Genomic DNA, 17,054 nt, shown 5'->3' on the forward strand with positions numbered 1-17,054 from the left:
GAACCGTTCTTCTGGTGAGGGGCGCAGGCTCAGGATGGCCCCGCGCGGTGCTGACAGCGGGGCCGGTCGTAGACCTCAATCGCCGTCTTCGGGGCGATAGGCTTCCACCAGCGTGGCCGGATCGTGCTCGGCGTGGCCGTGGCTGGCGTGGGCGCGCATCAGCTGTGCCGCCAGTCCGCTCATGGGCGTGGCGCTGCCGGCACGTTGGCTCTGGGCCACTGCCATGTCGAGATCCTTGAGCAGAGTGCGCAGGTGCCAGGGCGGTTTTTCGTAGTCGCTGGCCGCCATGCGCGGTACGAGAATCTGGAAGGGCTTGGAGTCGGCGTGCCCGCCGGAGAGCGCCTCGGTGAGTCGGCCGGCATCCACGCCACTGACCTCGGCGAGGGCCACCATCTCGGCGATCACCGCCGCCTGGCAGCCGACGATCATCTGGTTGCACACTTTCGTTACCTGGCCACTGCCTACCGGGCCCATGTGCGTCAGCCGGGCGGATATCGGCTCGACCAGGGGGCGGATGGCGTCGATGTCCTCGCTCTCGCCGCCGGCCATCATCACCAGCGTGCCGGACTCGGCGCCTGCCACGCCGCCGGAGACGGGGCAGTCCACCCAGCGCATGCCGCACTCGCTGTCCAGCCACTCGGCGAAGTCTCGCGTGGCGGCCGGGTCGCTGCTGGAGAAGTCGATCAGCCGCTGTCCGCTGCGGCCGTACTGAGCGACGCCGCCGTCGCCGAACACCACCGACTCCACGGCGGCGGTATTCGCCAGGCAAAGCATCACCACGTCGACGCTTTCCACCAGCTCGCCGATGGAGCCTGCCACCTTGGCTCCGGCTTCGCGCAGCGTTTCGGCCTTGTCGGGCGAGCGGTTCCATACGGTCACGTCGAAGCTGGCATCCAGCAGGCAGCGCGTCATGGGATCGCCCATCAGACCGATCCCGATGAAACCGAGGCGAGGGGATGTCATGGCATGTCTCCAGCGGCGGTCGAAAACTCCAGCATGCGCGATGGAAGGGTTTTCCAGCAAGTCGACATGTCGCTCGGCCGGACGAGCTGGCGCCTGGCAATCGACGCGAAGAGGCAAGAGGCGGGCGAGAGGCGCGGAGTGTCGTTCGTAAGGGACGTTTTGCGCCACTGTGGTGCGGCTTGCGGCAAGAATGGCGGTTGATGGTGCGGTGCAGCGTGATAGGATGGTGGGCAATGACAAAGCCTTGGCCATAGTTTTTATTCAAGGCTTTGAATGCAAAGGATTGTTTTGTTTTTGGCCTGAATATCGCTTTATTCTTGGCAAGCGAACAAGCGGTAGGGAGACGAATCGCCTCCCTGACCCACATCGCCACCGACGTGGCGATATACCGAGTGAGCTGGCGTGCTCCTACTGGTCCCCTTCGGGGGACCTTTTTTATGTGTCGTCCGCAGAGAAGCCTCGTTCACAGCCGTGGAAGAGACAATGCGACCTTGGTCGGTGTGCGACTCACGAGGCCGTGGTCGCCGATCGGGAAGCCGCCTGCGGGCCGAACTGCAGCTCGGCAAAGTGGCGATAGAGGGGGCTGCGTTCGAGCAGTTCCGCGTGACTGCCGCTGGCGACGAGACGTCCCCGGTCGAGCACGATCAGTCGGTCGGCCGCCATGACGGTGGCCAGACGATGGGCGATCACCAGGCTGGTGCGGCCGACCATCAGTCGGTCGAGCGCTTGTTGAACCTGTCGTTCGCTTTCGGCGTCCAGTGCGCTGGTGGCTTCGTCGAGCAGTAGCACGCGCGGATCCTTGAGCAGGGCGCGGGCGATGGCGAGCCGTTGCCGCTGGCCGCCGGAGAGCTGCACGCCGCCGGGTCCGAGTGAGGTGTCCAGGCCGTTTGGCAGCTCATCGATGAAGGTCAGGGCGTTGGCGTCGGCGGCAGCACGGCGCAGTTCGGCCACGGTGGCCTGGGGGTTGCCGTAGCGTAGGTTCTCGGCCACGGTGCCGGTGAACAGCACCGGTTCCTGCGCGACCAGCCCCATGGCTCGACGGAGGTCGCGAGGATCGAGGTCGCGCAGCTCGATACCGTCGAGGCGGATGCGGCCGGAATCCGGATCGTAAAAGCGCAGCAGCAGGGCGAGCAGCGTGCTCTTGCCGGCACCCGAAGGACCCACCAGGGCCACCCGCTCGCCCGGCTCGACGATCAGGTCGAAGGCTTCCAGGGCCGGCTCTTCACGGCTTGGGTAGGTGTAGCTCACCGATTCGAACGTCAGCTTGCCGGCCAGCGGTGAGGGAAGCGCCATGGCGTGGGGCGGGGCGGTGATGGTGGGCTGGGCGTCGAGAAGTTCGAACAGACGCTCTGCTGCGCCTGCTGCGCGCTGCACGTCGCCGGCCACTTCGGCCAAGGTGGCCACCGCACCGGCGGCGAGTACGGCGTAGAAGATGAAGGCCGAGAGCTCGCCGGCCGTCATGCGCCCGGCGAGCACGGCCTCGCCGCCTTGCCATAGCATCACGCCCACGGCGAGGAACACCGCGAGCATGGCGATGCCGGTGAGCCATGCCCGCTGGCGGGTACGTGCCACGGCCGTGTCGAAGGCTTCCTCGACCCGGACGCCGTAGTCATGGCGGTCTTCGGTTTCGTGCGTGAACGCCTGCACGGTACGTATGCCGCCGAGTGTCTCGCCAGCATAGCGGCCGAGTTCGGCCACGCGGTCCTGACTCGAGCGCGACAGCCGGCGTACGCGGCGGCCGAACCACAGGATCGGCAGCACGGTCAGAGGAATGCCCAGCAGTACCAGCCCCGAGAGCCAGGGTTGGGTGATGAGCATCAGTACCGTGGCACCGATGAGCATCACCAGGTTGCGTAGCGCCAGCGAGATCGACGAGCCAAACAGCGTCTGCAGCACGCTGGTGTCGGCGGTCAGGCGTGAAGCGATTTCTCCGGGGCCCTGAGCCGAGACGGTGGCATCTTCGAAAAAGCCTGGCTCGAGCTCGAGCAAGTGGTCGAAGACCCGCCGACGCAGATCGGCAGCCAGGCGTTCGCCGATCCAGGTGACCAGGTAGTAGCGGAGTGCCGAGGCGCTCGCGAGCAGTCCCACCACCCCGAGCATCAGCGCCAGCGTCTGGGCAATTCCGCCTCGATCCCGAGCGAGAAAACCCTGGTCGATCACCAGGCGCAGTCCCTGGCCCAGCAGCAGTACGCAGCCAGCCGCCATCAGCAGTGCCAGCGCTGCCACGGCCAGGCGCAGGCGATGAGGCCGCAGCATGCGGGTCAGGCGCAGGAGTATACGCGGATCGGGGTGGGGCATCTCAGCGGGCCGAAACGGTGGAAGGCGAAGCGTTACCGTACGATACCAGCCCGCTCGAAGACGAGCACGGTTCCGGCGCTAATGCCCTGCCGAGACCTTGACGTCGGTCAGCAACGACACCTGCGGGTCGGCCACCACGACACGATTGCGACCGCGCGTCTTGCCGGCGTACAGCGCCTGGTCGGCGCGCAGCAGGGCGCCGTCGAGCTCGACTTCGTGCGCTTCGACGCGGCTGATGCCCACCGTGACCGACAGCGGGCCGAGGTCGTCGATGTCGGGTAGCGTCAGTTGGGTGACCTTCTCGCGCAAGCGTTCGCCAATGGAGGCGGCGGTGTGCAGATTGGCGTTGGGGAAGGCCAGCACGAACTCTTCGCCGCCGTAGCGGCCGATGATGTCGGTGTCCCGGAGAACGGACTGGCAGCAGTCGGCCACGGCGGCCAGCACGCGATCGCCCGTGGCGTGACCGTACCGATCGTTGAGACGCTTGAAGTGGTCGATGTCCACCATGCACATCGCCAGCGGGGTCCGTTCGCGAAGGGCGCGGCTGAGCTCGCGGTTGGCCAGCTCGAAGAAGTGGCGGCGATTGGCGATGCCGGTCAACTCGTCGGTGGTGGCCATGTGGCGCAACCGCTCCTCGAGCAGACGGCGCTCTTCGATCTCGCGATGCAGCTGGCGATTGATTTCGCGCTCTTCGAGCAACGATGCGAACTGGTTGCGCTGCAGGCGATCGAGGCGCGTCAGCGTCAGGCTGCCCAGCATATTGACGAAGCCCATCAAAAGCAGGCCGGTGAACATCAGCTCAGGGGCCAGGCTCGACCATATCAGCATCGCCGTGACCACCCCGCTGGCCAGGTAGGCGTTCCAGGCCAGAATCCAGGGGAAGCGGTTGGGCACGAACAGGTAGAGCACCATGCTGGCGAAGATCATCGAGGCGAGGTGGATGCCGATCTGATCCGGGCGCAGGGGAATGGTAGTCATCAGTCCGGTGAGGCACAGCAGGCAGATGACGTTGACCGGCAGTGGGCGCTGGGCGAGCGCCGGGCGCTTGAGCGTCGCCATGGCCAAGGCCACGCAGCTCAGCGCCACGGCCACGCGCATCACCAGCAGCCAGCCGTACGCCTCACCCATGCCGAGCAGGGCATAATCGGCGAGGCTGAAGGCGAGAAAGAGTCCGGCAGCAGACCACAACGCATAGCGTAGCTGGCAGGCGTGGTGGGTCTGCATCGTGCGCTGGAACAGGGCTTCCAGGGTCGGCTCGCTGAATTCGGAGTACCAGTTGAGCCGAGTGTTTGCCTTAGCGTCGGATACGCCTGATGCCATTTGCCACCATCCTTGAGGGCGGCGGTCGCGTCGGCCGCTCCCTTCCCTTCAGTTCGGTAACGGCTTCGGTGTCATCGGCGGCAGGCGCCGACGACATGGCCGTCTCTCAAACCGAATCATGGCAGGAATCACAGCGCCTTCCAGTGGCTTGAAAGAATGTCATTCAGAGCTGACAAAACCTGTAAGAGAATGCCTACAAAGCAAGAATGAGCCATTCGATCAGTCGTTGCTATCAGTCGATCTCCTTTTTCCCAGCCGCTGTGCGGGTTAGCGTTCACTGACTCTGAAAGAGGCGTCCGGCGCTCGGCCATGGCCAACGGACGGGCTATGCAGCGTCGCCAGACTGCCCGTTTCTCACGGCTTGAGCCGATAGCCGGTACGGAAGATCCAGGCCACCACCGCCAGCGCCACGCCCAGGAACAGCAGGATCATGGCCAGGCTCACCCATGGGCTCACGTCGCTGATGCCGTAGAAGCTCCAGCGAAAGCCGCTCACCAGGTAGACCACCGGATTGGCCAGCGTGACTGCCTGCCAGAAAGGGGGCAGCATGTCGATGGAGTAGAAGGTGCCGCCGAGGAAGGTGAGCGGCGTGATGACGAGCAGCGGAACCAGCTGCAGCTTCTCGAAGCCATCGGCCCAGATGCCGATGATGAAGCCGAGCAGGCTGAAGGTCACCGCGGTGAGCACCAGAAACAGTACCATCATGAACGGATGCTGGATGGAGTAGGGCACGAACAGTCGTGCCGTCACCAAGACGATGGCGCCGAGAATCAATGACTTGGTGGCTGCCGCGCCGACATAGCCGAGCACTACCTCGACATACGACATGGGTGCCGACAGCACCTCGTAGATCGTGCCGGAGAAGCGCGGGAAAAAGATACCGAAGGAGGCGTTGGAAACGCTCTGGGTGAGCAGCATCAGCATGATCAACCCTGGCACGATGAAGGCGCCATAGCTGACGCCTTCCACCTCGCTGATGCGCGTGCCGATGGCGGCACCGAACACCACGAAGTAGAGCGAGGTGGATATCACCGGTGAGACGATGCTCTGCAGGACGGTGCGCAGACTGCGTGCCATTTCGGCGAGGTAGAGGGTCTTGACGGATTGCAGGTTCATGTTCCTGATGTTCATCGATGCTCCCGCACGAGGCTCACGAAGATGTCCTCCAGCGAACTCTGGCGGGTGTGCAGATCCTTGACCTGCAGCCCCACCGCTTCCAGATCGGCGAGCAGCCCGGAAATGCCGGTGCCATCCTGCTGGCTCGTTGCATCGTAGGTATAGACGAGAGCGTGGCCTTCTTCGGCCAGCGTCAGCGCATGGCCGGACAGGGCGGGCGGAATCCGTTCCAGCGCCTCGTGCAGGTGCAGGGTCAGCTCCTTGCTGCCGAGTTGCTGCATCAAGGCGTGGGTGTTCTCCACCAGCACGATTTCGCCGTTGCGGATGACGCCGATGCGGTCGGCCATCTCCTCGGCTTCCTCGATGTAGTGGGTGGTGAGGATGATGGTCACTCCCTGGTCGCGCAGCCCGCGTACCACCTCCCACATTTCGCGTCGCAGTTCCACGTCGACTCCGGCGGTGGGCTCGTCGAGGAACAGCACGTCCGGCTCGTGGGCCAGCGCCTTGGCGATCAGCACGCGACGCTTCATGCCGCCGGAGAGTTCGAGCAGGCGATTGTGACGCTTTTCCCACAGCGTCAGCGCGCGCAGCACCTTCTCGATGTGAGCGGGATCCTTGGGCTTGCCGAACAGCCCGCGACTGAAGCTCACCGTGTCCCATACGGTGACGAAGGCCTCGTTGGTGAGCTCCTGGGGCACCAGGCCGATGCGCTGGCGGGCGGCCCGGTAGTCGAGCACGTTGTCGTGGCCGTCGACCAGGACCCGCCCCTGGCTGGCGTTGACCAGCCCACAGATCACGCTGATCAGGGTCGTCTTGCCGGCTCCGTTGGGGCCGAGCAGGGCGAAGATCTCGCCCCGGCGGATCGTCAGGTCGATGTCCTTGAGCGCCTGGAAGCCGTCGGCGAAGGTCTTGGAGAGTCCCTCGACGCGGATCATCGCCTGCTCACTCAAGGGTGATGTCCTCGCTGAACGTCAGGTCGACGTCGATGCCGGCCACCTGCACGCGCACGCTGGCCGGCAGCGATTCATCGCCGCGCAGGCGGCCGTCGGCCAGGGCCTCGCGAACGGCTTGCTCGATGGCCTGCTGTGAATTCACACCCACGTTTTTCAGCAGTTTGCGAATGCTCTGGTGGAAGGCGTCGTCGTTCATCGGGCGTTCCTCGAGACGGGTGGCTGGCTGACGATCGATGTCGAAGCATAGCATGCGAATCGATGGCCGCAGGAGCGGCGATGCCGAATCCTTCATGGCAGCGGAATCTCGTTGACCCATTTCGGGCAGTGGTAGCCGCGCGCCACGGCAGGGCGTCTGGCGATCTCGACGTACCAGCGCCTGACGTTGGGGTACTCCCCGAGATCGATCCGCTGCCACTCGAAGCGTGAGGCCCACGGCCAGATGGCGATGTCGGCGATGCTGTATTCGTCGGCCACGAAGTCGCGATCGGCGAGCCGCTTGTCGAGTACGCCATACAGGCGATGCGCTTCGCGTTGGAAACGTTCTTCGGCATAGGGCGCTCGTCCGGCGTTGAATTTCACGAAATGATGGACCTGACCGAGGATGGGGCCGAATCCGCCCATCTGCCACATCAGCCACTCCAAGACCCGATGACGAGCTTCGCCGGCACTCGGCAGCAGCTGCCCCGTCTTCTCGGCCAGATAGATCATGATGGCCCCCGACTCCATCAGGTCGATGCCGGTGTCGTGATCGTGAATCGCGGGGATCTTGTTGTTGGGGCTGACGGCGAGAAAGTCGGGGGAGAACTGCTCGCCCTGGGTGATGTCCACGGCGTGGGTGCGGTAGGGCAAGCCGAGCTCTTCTAGCAAAATGGAGACCTTGCGGCCGTTGGGGGTGCTCCAGGTCCACAGATCGATCATCGTGCACTCCTCGTGATTGTCGTGACCGCTACAAGATAGCAGCCCGCTCATGCCGGTCTTTTACGCTGGAACCACGGTTGGCGTCGCCGCGACTGACCGCTCTGGCCGGCTATGTCAGAATATCGTCAGCGTCAGGGTCACCGGCGATAGCCGCGATGGAGGAGAGGAGATGACCGATCAGCTAGAGGCCGACGCCGGCATACCGGTCGGCATCAGCGCGTGCCTGATGGGCGAGCAGGTGCGTTACAACGGCGGACACAAGCGTTCGCGCTACTGTCTGGACGTACTCGCCGAGCGTTTCCGTCTGGAACCCTTCTGTCCGGAGCTGGAGGCCGGTCTGGGCGTGCCTCGCGACCCCATTCGCCTGGTCGGCAAGCCCGGTGAGGATCCGCGCCTGGTGGGTACCAAGGACCCCAGCCTGGATGTCACCGAGCGCCTGGCCGAGGTGAGCGAACGGTTCGTGGAGCAACACCGCCACCTGCGCGGTTTCATCCTCATGAAGGGGTCGCCGAGCTGTGGCCTGGAGCGAGTCAAGGTCTATCACGACAACGGCATGCCCAGTCACAGCGACTCGGGTGCCTTCGTGCGTGCTCTGCGTCTTCATTACCCCGAGCTGCCGCTGGAGGAAGAGGCGCGCATGAACGACGCCGTGTTGCGCGAGAACTTCATCACTCGCGTCTACGCTTTCGACGACTGGAAGCGCCACGTCGAGCCCGCTCCCAGCCACCACGTCCTGCTGCAATTCCACAGCCGCCAGAAGTACCTGCTGATGGCTCACCACGTGGAAGCCTACCGCGAGCTGGGTCGCTATCTGGCCGACGCCGGCCGGCGCCCGCTCGAGGAAGCCATGCAACACTACCTGCAACGCTTCATGGCGGCACTCTCGCGGCCGGCCACGCGCAAGACCCACGCCAACGCGCTGATGCACGTGCTGGGCTATCTGAAGCGTTCTCTGGACGGTGAGATCAGGCAGGATCTGCTCGCCGCCATCGAAGACTATCGCCAGGGGCACGTACACCTCGCCGTGCCCATCCGGATGATCAACCACTACATCAAGCGTCACGGCTCCGACTACGTTCGCGCCCAGACCTATCTCGACCCTCATCCCTACGAGCTGGGGCTGCGCAACGCGATTTGAGCACTGCGACGCTGCCACCCGCCGAGCGCCTTGCTCGCCTCACCGTGCTGCTGGCCGAATGGCAGGGAGCATGGCGCCCCTTGCCCTTTCGGCATCGTCGCCTGCCTTGGGAAGAGCGCATGCCGGGGCTGGCGGCGATGCTGCGTGCCCTGGACGAGACAGCGCTGACCCGACTGCAGGACGCGCCTTTCGAGCACTCACCGTTGGCCGCATGGCTGCCGGTAGAGGAACTGGCGGCCCTGGTCGACCTGCCGGCGATCTCCGCCGACTCGGTCGAGCCGCCGTCCGCCTGGAGCGCACACATCGGCGGGCGCAAATGGCAGCAGATCGTCGCCTTCGCCGCGCGCATGCCAGTGGCCGCGGACCGACCGTTGATCGAATGGTGTGCCGGCAAGGGCCATCTGGCGCGGACGCTGTCTCGCCTGCACGGATGCCATGTCACCGCCCTGGAGTGGCAGGCTTCGTTGTGCGCGGCGGGAAGATGCCTCGCCGAACGGCAGGGGGCGGACGTCGCTCTGGTCGGGCAGGACGTGATGGCCGGGGATGCCACGCGCTGGCTGGGCGGCAACGGCCACCTCGCCGCCCTGCATGCCTGCGGCGACTTGCACGTCCGGCTGATCGAACTGGCCGCCGACCACGCCGGTGCCGTCACCCTGGCTCCGTGCTGCTACCACCGCACGGCGGCCGAGCGCTATCGGCCGCTCTCGCGGTACGCACGTCGACTCACCGCCGAGCGGGGCCTGGCGCTCGCGCGTGACGATCTGACGCTGGCCGTGCAGGAGACCGTCACCGCGCCACGGGGCGACCGACGCCGCCGCGCGCGGGCCAACGCCTGGCGGCTGGGTTTCGATGCCCTGCAACGCGAAGTGCGTGGCATCGACGCCTATCTGCCGGTGCCCAGCCTCGCCCATGGGCGACTGCCCGAGACGTTCGCCGGCTTCTGCCGCTGGGCGGCAGAGCAGAAGGGACTGGCATTGCCAGCCCGGCTGGACGCTGCACGTTTCGAACGAGAAGGGCAGCGGCGGTTGGCCGAGGTCGAACGGCTCGAGCTCGTGCGCCACCTGTTTCGCCGGCCGCTGGAGGTGTGGTTGGCGCTGGATCGACGGATGCGCCTCGAGGAAGCGGGATTTGCGGTCGAACTCGGCACCTTTTGCGCCCGCGAACTCACGCCACGCAATCTGTTGCTGAGAGCGGAGGCCGAACCCCGAGGCAAGTCCGTTGGACGTCGCGGGTTCGCGCCTCGCCCCGGCCAGCGTTGAAAGCCGAGCGTTCGTGCAGCTTCGTCGTCACCTACCGTGTAGAGAGACGTACGGAACTGCCTATCGCTCGATTCCCGGGGAAAAGATGAACGCTGCTCCATGGTTGGCCTCGGTATCGCTGGTTGCGTCGGTCGTGGCTCTCGCGTCGACATCTCCTCTGGGTGCGACCCCGGCCGTCGATCAGGATGCATTGTCCGAACGACGCGGGGCGCTGGTGGATCAGGTCGTCTTCACCGGCGAGGACGAGCCGGGGCGGGTCACCGGGCTGATCGAAACGGGGGCCCAGCAGGTCTTCACCCAGGGCATATCGAGTCCCGCGGTATACCGTCGGCTGCGCGATTCGCCGGCCATCGCCCATGACCTCTCCTATGGCACCTCCAGCGAACTGACGCTCAATCCGGCGGGGCCGGAGTTCGCCGACGGCACCCTCAATCCCTTTCACGTGCCGGCCATCCGCGAGGCGCTCAACCGCCTGGTGGACCGCGACTACATCGCTCAGGAACTCTACGGCGGGCTCGCAGTGCCGCGCTTTCTACCGCTTTCCACCGCCTTCCCCGACTATGCGCGCCTGGCTGACGTCGCCCGGGAGCTCGAGCTGCGCTATGCGCATGACCCGCAAGCCGCCCGCGAGGTGATCCAGCGTGAAATGGAGACGCTCGGGGCGCAGTTGCGCGGCGGCCAGTGGCACTACGCGGGAGAGCCGGTGCGCCTGATCGTGCTGATTCGCACCGAGGACGAGCGCCGCCTGGTCGGCGATTACGTCGCCAACCTGCTGGAGGCGCAGGGTTTCGCCGTCGAGCGCCGCTATCGCACCGCCGAGGAGGCCTCGCGGATCTGGATCGCCACGGACCCGCAGGCCGGTCAGTGGCATCTCTACACCGGGAGTTGGATCACCATCGAGATCCAGCGCGATCAGGCGGAGGCGTTCAGCTTCTACTACACCCCACGAGGGCGGGCAGAGCCGCTGTGGCAGGCCTACGACCCCGCCCCGGCGTTCGATGAACTGGCCGATCGTCTGCTGCGCCGCGACTACCGGAGCTGGGAGGAGCGCCAGGCAATGATGGCCCGGGCTCTGGAACTGGCCATGCAGGATTCGGCGCGCATCTGGCTCGTCGACCAGCTCAACGCCTCGGCACGGGCCAGCAACGTCGAAGTGGCCGTGGATCTCGCCGGAGGGCTCTCCGGTTCGGCGCTGTGGCCCTATACCCTGCGCTATACCGACCGGGTGGGCGGACGGATGGTGTTCGGTACGCCGGGGCTGTTGACCGAGCCTTGGAATCTCGTGGCCGGCAGCAACTGGATCTTCGACCGGATGATCATGCGTGCCACCCAGGATCCGGTGGCGTTACCCGATCCCTTCACCGGGCTCTATCGTCCCCAGCGCATCGCCGAGGCCGAGGTGACGGTGCAGGAAGACGTGACCGTGGAACGGACGCTCGACTGGTTGAGCGTCTCGACGGCGGAACGGATCGAGGTGCCGGAGGCGGCGTGGATCGACTGGGACGGCGAGGCGGACCGGTTCGTCACCGTCGGTGAGCAGCATGACGAGCCCGTCACCGCCCGCACGCAGGTACGCATTCGCTACGACGAAGCGATCTTCGAACAGCGCTGGCACGACGGCTCCCCACTCTCGCTCGCCGACTTCGTGCTGCCGCTGATCCTCGACTTCGAGCGTGCCGACGAGGCGAGCCCGCTGTACGACGTGGCCCACCTGCCGACCTTCGAGGCGTTCCAGCGCCACTTCCGGGGTTGGCATATCGTCTCCCGCGATCCACTGGTGGTCGAGGTCTACAGCGACCAGGTCTTCCCCGATGCCGAGACCCTGGTGGCCAGGCGTGCGCCCGCGCCACAGCCTTGGCATGTGCTGGCACTGGGGATCTTCGCCGAGCGTCACGGCGAGCTGGCGTTCTCCTCCAACAAGGCCGATCGGCTGCAAGTGGACTGGATGAGCCTGGTGGCCGGTCCCAGCGTGCCGATCCTGAAACGTCGTCTCGAGCGTGTCCGCGAGCGCGATGCCGCCCCCTATCGCGAAGTGCTGGACGGGTTTCTGGAGTCGCACGAACCCGCTGCCCGCTATCGCTCGCTTGCCGAGTGGCACGCTCGCCGCGGTCACTTCTGGGTCGGCAACGGACCCTTTCAGCTCGATTCCGTCCATCCGGTAGAGGGCAGTCTGGTACTCGAACGCTTTGCCGGCTTTCCCGATCCGGCCGACAAGTGGCTGGGGTTCTCGCGCCCGGCGATTCCCGAACTGACACTGGATGGCCCCTTGCTGGTGGAAGCCGTCTCCGGCGAGGCCGCCGATGGACGGGCGGCAGGGTTCCAACTGACGGTGACCTTCGAGGGCAAGCCCTATCCGCCGGAAGACATCGAACGCGTGCAGTTCCTGCTCTTCGATGGACGCGGGGCTCTGGTCGAGCGCGGCGAGGCCGAACTCGATGCCGAGGGGCACTGGCGGATCGAGATCCCGAGGCCGGTGCTCGCCTCGCTGGGCGTTGGTGCGAACAGCCTGGAAGTGGCGGTGATCAGCCGCCGCGTGGCGCTGCCGGCATTCGCTTCGCATGTCTTTGCCACGGTGCCGCCCGGCGGCCTGGAGGCATCGCCATGACTCGGCACGGTGCTCCCGGCAGTGCGCCCACGGCAGGTCGCGGCCGGTGGCGCGACCTGCGTCGGCTGCTGCTGTATACGGCGAAGCGACTGCTGGCGCTGTTCGTCACCGTGGTGGTGGGTGTTTACCTGACCATCGTCATCGCCAACATGGGCGGTCAGGTGGACGACCTGCGCCGCGTGCAGATCCGTAGCGAGGCCGCCGAGGCGGCGCGAGCCGATCCTGCCTTCCAGGATCTTTCCCCCGCGGAGCGCAACGAGCTGATCCAGCGCCAGGTGGCGCTCGAGGTGGAGCGGCTGCGTCTCGACGAGCCCTTTCTGGTGCGCAGCGTCGACTACCTGCAGCGAGCGTTGCGTCTCGACCTGGGGCGCGCCGAACAGATGCACAGCGACCTCGGCTCACGGGCGGTTCGCGACATCATCGTCGAGCGGCTGCCGGCGACCCTGCTGCTGTTCGGCACCGCCAACCTGCTGATCTTTTTCGTCTCGGTATTCGTGGCGCTGTGGCTGTCACGACGCTATGGCAGTGCGCTCGACCGCAGCGTGGTCGCCTTGGCGCCCACTTCGGCAGCACCGGCCTGGTTTTACGGTATCTTTCTGATTCTGCTGTTCGCCTTCGTGGCGCCGCTGCTGCCCGCCGGCGGCATGGTCGCGGTACCACCCCCGGAAGGGCGCTGGGCCTATGCGCTCAGCGTGGTGCGCCACTTGCTGCTGCCGGTGTCGGCAATGCTGCTCTCCCAGATATTCATTTCCATCTACTCCTGGCGCACCTTCTTCTTGATCCACTCGAGCGAAGACTACGTGGAGATGGCCCGCGCCAAGGGGCTGCCGTCGCGTCTCATCGAACGTCGCTACATTCTGCGCCCGACGCTGGCGCCCATCGTCACCAGTTTTCTGCTGATGCTGATCGGGCTGTGGAGTGGCGCCATCATCCTCGAGCAGGTGTTCAACTGGCCCGGGCTAGGCTCGCTGCTGTTCCAGGCCATCGGTCATCGCGACACCCCGGTGATCATCGGCGGCGTGGTGATCTTCGCCTATCTGCTCGCGGCCACGGTCTTCCTGCTCGACATTCTCTATGCCGTGCTCGATCCGCGAGTTCGCCTTGCCGGAGGTCGGCAATGAGGGGAGCACTCTGGCAGACGGGCTGGCGCGAGCTGCGCCGCTACCCCTCGGCGCTCATGGGCATGGCGATCATCGCCGGCCTGTTGGTGCTGGCGCTCTACACCGTCATCGCCATTCCCTATCCCGAGGCGGTGGCCAAGTGGCGCGGCAGCGAGGCGTGGCAGGACAACCCCGTGAATGCTGCACCGATATGGCTCGATCGCCTGGTCGGTGGCGATGCGCCGCGTACGCAAGTCGTCGCCAGCGAGGCGGCGCCGATCGAGGAACGCGTCTTCGAAGGCGGTCGCCGCCTGCGCATTCCGCTCGCCTTCGACTACGACGCAGGGGGCTTTCCCAGTGAGCTCAACCTGTTCCTGCATGCGCCCGGCCATGAGCAGCCGCCCTTCGTGCGCCTGGCGTGGCACACGCCAGATGGGCGCGAGATCGCGCTCGGAGGGCATCGCATCGGGGCAGATGAGCGCATTTCGATCTCCCAGGACCGGGCCCTGGAGCGTCGTCTGGGCGGGCTGGCGCCGCATATCGGGCTGTTGGCCGATCCCGAGCGGGAGGAGGGACAACCGCAGGTGCTGCCAGGCCGCCATACGCTGCTGCTGGACGTGCTGGCGTTCGACGAGACGGCAGCGTTCGACGCCGAGCTGGTGCTCTATGGCCGGGTGCACGGCATTGCCGGCACCGACCATCAACGCCGCGAGCTGAGCCTGGCCCTGCTGTGGGGCACGCCGGTGGCGCTCGCCTTCGGCCTGCTGGCGGCGGTGGGCACCACCGTCACCACCCTGGCGATCGCCGCCGTGGGGGTGTGGTATCGCGGCTGGGTCGATGCGACCATCCAGCGTCTCACCGAGGTCAACATGATCCTGCCGGTCCTGCCCATCCTGGTGATGGTCGGCACCCTCTATTCGACCAGCATCTGGCTGATGCTCGGCGTAGTCGTCGTGCTGGGCATCTTCAGCGCCAGCATCAAGATGTACCGGGCGATGCTGCTGCCGATCCGCGAAGCGCCCTACATCGAGGCGGCACGCGCCTACGGGGCCAGCAACGCGCGCATCGTACTGCGCTACCTGATCCCACGCATCCTGCCGGTGTTGATCCCGACCTTCGTCACCCTGATTCCCTCCTTCGTATTCCTGGAGGCGTCGCTGGCGGTGCTGGGTCTGGGCGATCCGCTGCTGCCCACCTGGGGCAAGGTGCTCAACGATGCCCAGTCGCAGAGCGCGCTCTACAACGGCTACTACTACTGGGTGATCTCGCCGGCGTTGCTGCTGATGCTCACCGGGCTGGGCTTCGCCATGCTCGGCTTCGCGCTGGACCGCGTCTTCAACCCGCGGCTGAGGAGTCTGTGATGAGCGAGACGCTGCTGCGCGTGGAGGAACTGGCGTTGCACTATCGGACTCGCCAGGGGGCGGTGCGGGCGGTGGACGGCATCAGCTTCGACGTGGAGCGCAGCGAGGCGCTGGTGGTGCTCGGTGAGTCGGGCTGCGGCAAGAGCACGTTGGCCAAGACGTTGATGCGCGTGCTGCCGCGCAATGTCGGTCACCGAAGCGGACGGATCGTGCTGGGCGACGTCGAAGTGTCGGCGTTGCCCGACGAGCGTTTTCGCCGCGAGGTGCAGTGGTCGCGCATGGCATTGGTGATGCAGGCTTCCATGAACGCCCTGAATCCAGTCGTGCGGGTGGGCGAACAGGTTGCCGAGCCGCTTCGGGTGCTGCGCGGCTGGTCGCGCAGGCGTGCCCTTGCCCGGGCCGCTGAGGTCTTCGAACTGGTGGGCGTGTCGACGGACTTCCTGGCTCGCTACCCCTTCGAGCTCTCCGGCGGCATGCGTCAGCGTGTCGTGCTGGCCATGGCGCTGATCGCCGAACCGGAACTGGTGATACTCGACGAGCCCACCTCGGCGCTCGACGTGCTGACCCAGGCGAGCATCATGAATGCGTTGAAACGCATCAAGCGCGAGCTCGGCACCAGCTTCATCCTGATCACCCACGACGTGGCCACTTCCAGCGAATTGGCCGATCGGGTGGCGCTGATGTACGCCGGTCAGTTCGTCGAGGTCGCCGACGCCGCGCGCTTCTTCGCAGAGCCGGCTCACCCCTATTCGCAGATGCTGATGGCCAGCGTCCCGCGCCTGCATCAGCGCCTCCGCCCGGAACCGATACCCGGCCAGCCGCCGAGCCTCTTCGACCCGCCCGGCGGCTGCCGCTTCGCCGAGCGCTGCCCGCACCGCTTCGCTCGCTGCGACCGGGAACCGCCCGCCTTGCCGTTCGGCGACCGCCATAGGGTGCGCTGTTGGTTGCATGCCGATGATGCTCAGCCAGGAGACGATTCATGAGTTCGCCCCCCATCCCGACTGCAGGCGACGAACCGGCGCACTTGATCGCCGCCCGCAACCTGCACACCTGGTTCGAACTGCGTCAGTGGGGGTTTCTGCGGGTGGGTGCGGTGCATGCGGTGGACGGCGTCGATTTCGCGCTGGCTCGCGGCGAATCCGTGGCTTTCGTCGGGGAGAGCGGCTGCGGCAAGAGCACGCTGGCGCGCACCCTGCTCGGATTGCATCGCCCGACCCGCGGCGAGGTTCGCTTCGCCGGCCGCTCGCTCGGCACGCTGAGCGGTCGCCAACTCAAGGCGTATCGGGCCGAGGTGGGCTACGTGCAGCAGGATCCCTACGGGGCGCTGCCGCCGTTTCTCGACGTGCGGCGCATCCTCGCCGAGCCGTTGATCGTGCATGGCGTGGGCGCTCGCAGCGAGCGCGAACGGCGCATCCGCACGGCGCTGGAGGAGGTCCGCCTGTCGCCGGCCGACGAGTACCTGGGCAAGTTTCCCCATATGCTCAGCGGCGGCCAGCAGCAGCGGGTGGTGATCGCCCGGGCGCTGATTCTCGCCCCGCGGCTGGTCGTCGCCGACGAGCCGGTCTCCATGCTCGACGCCTCGGTGCGGGTGGAGATCCTCGAGCTGCTGCGGCGCATCCAGCAGGAGCGCGAGCTGACGCTGGCCTTCATCACCCATGACCTCTCCACCGTGCGTCATTACGCCGAACGCATCTTCGTCATGTACGCCGGCCGGGTGGTGGAGAGCGCTGCGGTGGACGACCTGCTCGATCACCCGCAGCATCCCTATACCCAGGCGCTGCTCGCGGCGCTGGCCGATCCCGACGCGGCCAACGCCACCCGGCTGCGCGAGGTACCCGCCGGCGAGCCGCCGAGCCTGCTGCGGCCGCCGGCGGGGTGCCGCTTCCACCCGCGCTGCCCGCACTTCATGGCCGGGCTGTGCGACCGCGACGACCCGCCCGAGTTCGAGCCTCGAAGTGGTCATCGCTCGGCTTGCTGGCTGCATCGCTGAGCAGTGGCGGCTGGCTACACTGAATGGGCAATT

Annotated in this window: 14 protein-coding genes; 7 read left to right on the top strand and 7 right to left on the bottom strand. The window is 66.3% G+C overall.

Going from position 1 to position 17,054, the window contains the following annotated elements:
• Positions 1 to 75: 75 nt before the first annotated feature.
• The 7 genes from BLP96_RS01715 to BLP96_RS01750 form a co-directional block, all read right to left on the bottom strand.
• Entirely contained in the window at positions 76 to 963 is an 888-nt protein-coding gene (locus BLP96_RS01715; RefSeq protein WP_089682428.1) for an NAD(P)-dependent oxidoreductase, read from the bottom strand.
• Positions 964 to 1,470: 507 nt separating this feature from the next.
• Positions 1,471 to 3,261 carry an ABC transporter transmembrane domain-containing protein gene (locus BLP96_RS01725; protein WP_089682432.1) on the bottom strand — a complete coding sequence of 597 codons (1,791 nt, stop codon included), beginning with the start codon at positions 3,259 to 3,261 and terminating at the stop codon, positions 1,471 to 1,473.
• A gap of 78 nt (positions 3,262 to 3,339) precedes the next feature.
• Positions 3,340 to 4,581 (bottom strand): GGDEF domain-containing protein, encoded by a 1,242-nt coding sequence (locus BLP96_RS01730; RefSeq protein ID WP_089682434.1) that lies wholly within the window; start codon positions 4,579 to 4,581, stop codon positions 3,340 to 3,342.
• Between the two features lie 354 nt (positions 4,582 to 4,935).
• Positions 4,936 to 5,697 (bottom strand): ABC transporter permease, encoded by a 762-nt coding sequence (locus BLP96_RS01735; protein ID WP_089682584.1) that lies wholly within the window; start codon positions 5,695 to 5,697, stop codon positions 4,936 to 4,938.
• Positions 5,698 to 5,708: 11 nt separating this feature from the next.
• Complete coding sequence (locus BLP96_RS01740) at positions 5,709 to 6,632, bottom strand: ABC transporter ATP-binding protein (RefSeq protein ID WP_089682586.1); 924 nt, start codon at positions 6,630 to 6,632, stop codon at positions 5,709 to 5,711.
• Between the two features lie 7 nt (positions 6,633 to 6,639).
• On the bottom strand, positions 6,640 to 6,942 hold the full coding sequence (locus tag BLP96_RS01745; protein WP_218118562.1) for a DUF6494 family protein: 303 nt from the start codon (positions 6,940 to 6,942) through the stop codon (positions 6,640 to 6,642).
• The gene (locus tag BLP96_RS01750) at positions 6,939 to 7,568 is read right to left on the bottom strand and encodes a glutathione S-transferase N-terminal domain-containing protein (protein ID WP_089682436.1); all 630 of its coding nucleotides are present in this window, start codon (positions 7,566 to 7,568) and stop codon (positions 6,939 to 6,941) included. Before BLP96_RS01750 ends, BLP96_RS01745 begins: the two co-directional genes overlap by 4 nt.
• 169 nt (positions 7,569 to 7,737) lie before the next feature.
• On the opposite strand from BLP96_RS01750, the gene BLP96_RS01755 reads away from it, so the two are divergent.
• The 7 genes from BLP96_RS01755 to BLP96_RS01785 all read left to right on the top strand — a co-directional run bounded on the left by BLP96_RS01755 (position 7,738) and on the right by BLP96_RS01785 (position 17,021).
• Positions 7,738 to 8,706, top strand: a complete 969-nt coding sequence (locus BLP96_RS01755) for a YbgA family protein (RefSeq protein WP_089682437.1) — start codon at positions 7,738 to 7,740, stop codon at positions 8,704 to 8,706.
• Positions 8,703 to 9,965: a methyltransferase gene (locus tag BLP96_RS01760; protein ID WP_245682122.1), complete on the top strand. Its 1,263-nt coding sequence runs from the start codon at positions 8,703 to 8,705 to the stop codon at positions 9,963 to 9,965. The genes BLP96_RS01755 and BLP96_RS01760 overlap by 4 nt, the downstream gene beginning before the upstream one ends.
• A gap of 85 nt (positions 9,966 to 10,050) precedes the next feature.
• A complete protein-coding gene (locus BLP96_RS01765; RefSeq protein WP_089682439.1) occupies positions 10,051 to 12,570 on the top strand; it encodes an ABC transporter substrate-binding protein in 2,520 nt (839 codons plus the stop codon).
• A complete protein-coding gene (locus tag BLP96_RS01770) occupies positions 12,567 to 13,691 on the top strand; it encodes an ABC transporter permease (RefSeq protein WP_089682441.1) in 1,125 nt (374 codons plus the stop codon). Before BLP96_RS01765 ends, BLP96_RS01770 begins: the two co-directional genes overlap by 4 nt.
• A complete protein-coding gene (locus BLP96_RS01775) occupies positions 13,688 to 15,031 on the top strand; it encodes an ABC transporter permease (protein ID WP_089682443.1) in 1,344 nt (447 codons plus the stop codon). The genes BLP96_RS01770 and BLP96_RS01775 overlap by 4 nt, the downstream gene beginning before the upstream one ends.
• Positions 15,031 to 16,014 carry an ABC transporter ATP-binding protein gene (locus BLP96_RS01780; protein WP_089682445.1) on the top strand — a complete coding sequence of 328 codons (984 nt, stop codon included), beginning with the start codon at positions 15,031 to 15,033 and terminating at the stop codon, positions 16,012 to 16,014. The genes BLP96_RS01775 and BLP96_RS01780 overlap by 1 nt, the downstream gene beginning before the upstream one ends.
• Positions 16,011 to 17,021: an ABC transporter ATP-binding protein gene (locus BLP96_RS01785; RefSeq protein WP_089682447.1), complete on the top strand. Its 1,011-nt coding sequence runs from the start codon at positions 16,011 to 16,013 to the stop codon at positions 17,019 to 17,021. Before BLP96_RS01780 ends, BLP96_RS01785 begins: the two co-directional genes overlap by 4 nt.
• Positions 17,022 to 17,054: the final 33 nt, after the last annotated feature.

The sequence above is a fragment of the Billgrantia gudaonensis genome (assembly GCF_900100195.1).
GTDB classification, from domain to species: domain Bacteria; phylum Pseudomonadota; class Gammaproteobacteria; order Pseudomonadales; family Halomonadaceae; genus Halomonas; species Halomonas gudaonensis.